5 protein-coding genes are annotated in these 5390 nt (G+C 68.9%); 4 read left to right on the forward strand and 1 reads right to left on the reverse strand.

The genetic code is table 11. From position 1 onward, the window contains the following. From J7E68_RS05435 to J7E68_RS05445, 3 genes are all read left to right on the forward strand, one after another. The coding region (locus J7E68_RS05435; protein WP_215170583.1) for an aminotransferase class V-fold PLP-dependent enzyme at window positions 1-698 on the forward strand (698 nt) is incomplete at its 5' end. A 36-nt stretch (window positions 699-734) separates the two neighbouring features. Beyond that, window positions 735-1682 carry a glycosyltransferase family 2 protein gene (locus J7E68_RS05440; RefSeq protein ID WP_215170586.1) on the forward strand — a complete coding sequence of 316 codons (948 nt, stop codon included), beginning with the start codon at window positions 735-737 and terminating at the stop codon, window positions 1680-1682. 20 nt (window positions 1683-1702) lie between these two features. Further along, a complete protein-coding gene (locus tag J7E68_RS05445) occupies window positions 1703-2476 on the forward strand; it encodes an SDR family oxidoreductase (RefSeq protein WP_215170588.1) in 774 nt (257 codons plus the stop codon). A 7-nt stretch (window positions 2477-2483) separates the two neighbouring features. Here J7E68_RS05445 and J7E68_RS05450 read toward each other — a convergent pair whose 3' ends face one another. Further along, window positions 2484-4529 carry an ABC transporter ATP-binding protein gene (locus tag J7E68_RS05450; protein ID WP_215170589.1) on the reverse strand — a complete coding sequence of 682 codons (2046 nt, stop codon included), beginning with the start codon at window positions 4527-4529 and terminating at the stop codon, window positions 2484-2486. 169 nt (window positions 4530-4698) lie between these two features. Here J7E68_RS05450 and J7E68_RS05455 point away from each other — a divergent pair. Then, window positions 4699-5390: MFS transporter (locus J7E68_RS05455; protein WP_215170590.1), on the forward strand; the 692-nt coding region annotated here is incomplete at its 3' end.

A 5390-nucleotide genomic window follows, 5' to 3' on the forward strand; every position in this document is an offset into this window, starting at 1 on the left:
ACGCGAACAACGAGATCGGCACGATCCAGGATGTGGCCTCTCTCGCCGCCGTGGCGCGGAACGCGGGGGCGCCGCTGCACGTCGACGCGGTGCAGTCAGCCGGTTGGCTGCCTCTCGCGGACCTCGGCGCGGATGCGATCGCCATCGCCGGGCACAAGATCGGTGCGCCCAAGGGGATCGGCGCTCTCGCCGTTCGCGGACGCATCCCCCTCGAGCCGATCCTGCACGGTGGAGGTCAGGAACGCGGTCGTCGCTCGGGCACCGAGAACGTCGCGGGGGCCGTCGCCCTGGCCACCGCGCTCGAGCTGGCTGAGGCGGAGCGCGATGAGGTGAGCACCCGTGTCGGCGCCATGACGCGTGCATTCATCCACGAGCTGCTGCGTCTCGTGCCGCAGGCGACGCTCACGGGAGATGCGAGCATGCGACTGCCCGGCACCGCGAGCTTCACCTTCTCGGGCGTCAGCGGGGAAGCGGTGCTGCTCGAGCTCGAACGTCGAGGAATCGTCTCGTCGAGCGGTTCGGCATGCGCCGCCGGAAGCGACGAGCCCTCGCATGTGCTGCTCGCCTGCGGGATCGATCCCGCCGTGGCCCAGACCTCGGTGCGCTTCACATTCGGACGCGCCCCCGTGAGCGAGGATCTGCCCGAGCGACTCGCGCTGCTCGTCTTCGAGTCCGTGGCAGCGGTCGCGGGTGGGTGAGGGTCCGATGCTGACAGGCGGCCATAGACTCGGCTGGTGACCGCCACCGCCCCGATAGTGACCGTGATCGTCCCCGGCCGCGACATCGGCCTGTTCGCCCCGGCAGCCCTCGACTCGCTGCGTGCGCAGACCGAGACGCGATGGAGCGCGATCCTCATCGACGACGGCTCGACCGACGACACAGCGGACATCTTCGGGGCAGCCGCAGCCTCCGACCCCCGATTCAGGATGGTGCGCCACGAGGCATCACGCGGGCTCGGTGCAGCGCGGAACGTCGCCATCGACCTCGTCGATACTCCCCTGATCGGTTTTCTCGACGGCGATGACGAGCTGGCACCCACCGCACTGGAGCGCCTCAGCGGCACGCTGGCCGAGACCGGGAGCGACTTCGTCGCAGGGGCCTATGTGCGATCGCGCTTCGACGGCGAGACCTACGTGCCGGGACGCGTGCAGCCCTGGGTTTCTGCGGCGACGTCGCCCGCGCGGACGGGCACGACGATCTTCGAGCACCCGCAGGCGAGCGCCAACATCGTCGCGTGGTCGAAGCTGAGCCGGACCGACCTCTGGAACGACCTGCGGTTCCCCGAGGGCGTGGCCTACGAAGACCAGATCGTCGCCCAGCTGATGTACACCCGGGCGCGATCGTTCGACGTCATCCCCGACACCGTCGTCCGCTGGCGGCTGCGAGCCGACGGCACGTCGATCACGCAGGGGCGCGCACAGCTGCCGGTGCTGCGTGACTACCTCCGTGCGCTCCGGGGCGGCATCCGGGTACTCCACGATGCCGGTGCGCACGCGGCGGTCGCGGCCCGGCTCGAGCTCATTCTGGCGATGGATCTGCCGCCTCTGCGCGACATCGCCCTGACGCACGCCGACCCCGAGTACGCAGCAGAGGTCGCCTCGTTCGTCGCCGAGATCGAGGCGCTCCCCGAGTACGCCGACGCCCGCCCGGACCCCGCACTCACCGCCGCCCTGGCCTGGTGAATCGAGAAGCCAGGAGAACCATGAACCAGTACCTCGCCGACCTCTTCTCGCTCGACGGCCGCACGGCGGTGGTCACCGGGGGCAGCTCCGGGATCGGCCGGGGCATCGCGACCGCACTGGCACGGGCGGGAGCCTCGACGGTCGTCGTCGCCCGAGGCGAAGCACGGATCGATGAGACCGTCGCAGAACTGACCGATGCCGGATGCCGTGCGGCGGGCGTGGTCGGCGATCTCAGCTCGCGCGACGGCATCCGCGCCCTCGCCGACGCAGCGGTCGAACCGTTCGGGGAGCCCGACATCCTGGTGAACTCCGCCGGCATCAACATCCGCCCTCCGTTCGCCGACATCACCGAGGAGGACTGGGATGCGACGATGACCGTCAACGCACTCGCCCCGTTTCTGCTCGGGCAGCGTTTCGCCACCGGGATGGCCGAACGCGGCTTCGGGCGGCTGATCCACATCAGCTCGCAGCAGGCGCACCGCGCCTTCGTGGGCAGCGGCGTCTACGGCGCCTCGAAAGGTGCGGTGGAGTCACTGATGCGCTCGGAGGCCGAGGCGTGGGGCGGCACGGGTGTCACGAGCAACTCGCTGGTTCCGGGTTTCGTCCTCACCCCGCTCAACGCTCGCCTGCAGGAGGATCCCGCCCAGATCGCGGCGCTGGCCGCCCGCACGATGATCGGACGCAACGGACTGCCGGCGGACTTCGCGGCCGCGGCCGTCTTCCTCTCCGGCGAGGGATCGAGCTATGTCACGGGGCAGTCGCTGTTCATCGACGGAGGCCTCTCGGTGCACTGACCCGCGGTCATCCCTCGGCCGGGTAGACCCGTTCGTCTCCGCGCGGAGCATTCAACAGCGGTACGGGTGAGGTGAGGGCTGCGACGGCATCCGCCCCGGCCGAATCCTCAGGAGCTCGATCGGCCCGACGGTCGGCGAGCGCAGCGCTCATTCCCCCGGTGACCGTCTTCTCGATGACGTTCTCGGTCTCGATCACACGCGAAGCGGCGACCTGCTGCGCAGCGAGCTCCGCATAGAGCCCGCCGCGGGCGAGGAGCTCGGACTGCGTACCGGAGTCGACGATCTGTCCCGCTTCGAGCACAGGGAGGACGTCGGCGCCGATCACGGTCGACAGCCGATGCGCGATCGTCAGGGTCGTGCGCCCCTTGGCCGCCTCGTCCAACGCCTCCTGCACGACCCGCTCCGACACGGTGTCCAGGGCCGAGGTCGCCTCGTCGAGCAGCAGCACGGGCGGGTCCTTCAGCAGAACGCGGGCGATCGCGATGCGCTGCTTCTCGCCCCCGGAGAGGCGGTACCCGCGTTCGCCGACGATCGTGTCGTAGCCGTCTTCGAAGCCGGCGATGATGTGGTGGATGTTCGCGGCGGTGCAGGCGGCGATCAGCTCGTCTTCGGACGCGCCCGGCCGAGCGTAGAGCAGGTTCTCGCGGATCGTCGCATGGAACAGGTAGGTCTCCTGCGACACGATCCCCACCTGGTCGATGATCGACTCCTGGGTCAGCGTGCGCACGTCGGCGCCGGCGAAGAGCACCGCGCCGCCGTGCGCCTCGTACAACCGGGGAGCGAGGTAGAGCACCGTCGTCTTGCCCGCACCCGACGGCCCGACGAATGCGACGTGCTGCCCCGGCTCCGCGACGAACGACACCCCCTGCAGCGTGGGCCGTGCGTCGGGCGCAGCGTCCGGATACCGGAAGACGACATCGTCGAACTCGATCCGTCCGCGCGGCCCGGGCGCATCCGCGACCGTGATGGCGTCGGGAGCATCCTGGATCTCGGGAACCAGATCGAGGTACTCGAAGATGCGCGCGAAGAGCGCGGACGACGTCTGCAGGTCGAGGGACACTCGCATGAGACCCATGAGCGGCTGCAGCAGACGCGCCTGGACGGTCGTGAAGGCGACGACGGTGCCGGCGGTGATCGCCCCCGAACCGCCGGCGATCAGATACCCCGACACCAGATAGATGACCGCGGGCACGCTCGCCATGAGCACCTGCACGACGGCGAAGAACCCCTGCCCGCTCATGGCTCGGCGCACCTGCAGCTTCACCTGATTGCGGTTCTCGGCCTGGTAGCGCTGGGACTCGGTGCGCTGACGATTGAACGCCTTCGACAGCAGCATGCCCGAGACGCTCAGCGTCTCCTGCGTGATCGAGGTGAGTTCCGACAGCGATTCCTGCGTCTCCCCGGCGATCCGCGCGCGCACCTGCCCGACGCGTCGCTGGACGATGATGAGGAACGGCATCAGGACGACGGCGATCAGAGTGAGGCGCCAGTCGATGAGGATCATCGCGACCAACGAGGCGATGACGGTGACGACGTTGCCCAGGATGCTGGTGACGGTGTTGGTGAGCACACCCGAGACGCCGCCGACGTCGTTCTGCAGCCGCGACTGGATCACTCCCGTCTTCGTGCGGGTGAAGAAGCCGAGCTCCATCGCCTGCAGATGCTCGAACAGGCGGACACGCAGGTCACCGGTGACGCTGTTGCCGACGGTCGAGGTGAACCAGGTCTGCGCGACGCCGAGAACGGCCGAGAAGAGGAAGAGCGCGACCATCGCGCAGACGAGCCAGAGGAGCAGCTGCAGCTGCGGACCGCCACCGTCGACGGGGAAGAGCGCATCGTCGAAGATGCGCTGGACGATCAGCGGCGGGATGACCGCGATGGCCGCCCCGATGACGACCAGGACGCCGGTCCAGAAGATGCGCCACCGGTACGGCCGGAAGAGGGTGATCACCCGGGCTCCGAGTCCGCTGATCCGCGGCGCCTCGGCGTTGAGCCGTCGTTGCGCGTTCTCGTCCACGCCGCGGAATCCGCCGCGTCCGCCACCCATGCTCATGCCGCAAGCGTAGTCAGCGCGCACGACGTCGGGGTCGAGCGGCGATCCTGATCATCCGCTGTGAGCGGATTCGTCAGGATCCGGAATGAAATGTCGGCCCCTGCCGTTACGCTGAATGGTTCCCGCGCACTCGCGCACTCCCTCCCTTTTTCTGTGCCTAGGAGGCCGCATGTCTGCCGTCGACACCGGATCGATCGCCACGCCCGCCGCCGCCCCGGGTGGCGAGATCGCGCGCAGCGACATGCGCGTCATCTGGCTTCTGCTCGTCGCCGCCTTCGTGGCGATCCTCAACGAGACGACCATGGGGATCGCGATCCCGCATCTGAACGCCGACCTCGGCATCCCGCCCGAGCTCGGACAGTGGCTGACGAGCGCGTTCATGCTGACCATGGCCGTCGTCATCCCGACCACCGGATTCATCCTGCAGCGCTTCACCACGCGCCAGGTCTTCATCGCCGCGATGATCTCGTTCTCTCTCGGCACCCTGGTCGCGCTCGTCGCGCCCGGGTTCGAGATCCTGCTGCTCGGTCGCGTCATCCAGGCCGCCGGAACGGGCATCATGATGCCGCTGCTCATGACGACGATCATGAACGTGGTGCCTCCGCAGTCCCGCGGCCGCATGATGGGCCGCGTGGGTCTCGTGATCTCGCTCGCACCGGCGATCGGCCCGACGCTCGCAGGCGCCGTGCTCGAGACGCTCAACTGGCGCGCGCTGTTCGCGATCATCCTGCCGATCGCCCTCATCTCGCTGTTCATCGGCGTCAAGTGGATGACGAACCTCGGAGAGACGCGTGCCGTGCCGCTCGATGTGCTCTCCATTCCGCTCGCCGCGCTCGGCTTCGGCGGCATCGTGTTCGGCCT

Origin of the sequence: Microbacterium sp. ISL-103 (genome assembly GCF_018613995.1) — a bacterium.
GTDB lineage: Bacteria > Actinomycetota > Actinomycetes > Actinomycetales > Microbacteriaceae > Microbacterium.

What these genes read in the sequence shown, in the direction of transcription:
- J7E68_RS05445 (WP_215170588.1), top strand. Translation starts at nt 1,703, where the DNA reads ATGAACCAGTACCTCGCCGACCTCTTCTCGCTCGACGGCCGCACGGCG.
- J7E68_RS05450 (WP_215170589.1), bottom strand. Translation starts at nt 4,529, where the DNA reads ATGAGCATGGGTGGCGGACGCGGCGGATTCCGCGGCGTGGACGAGAAC.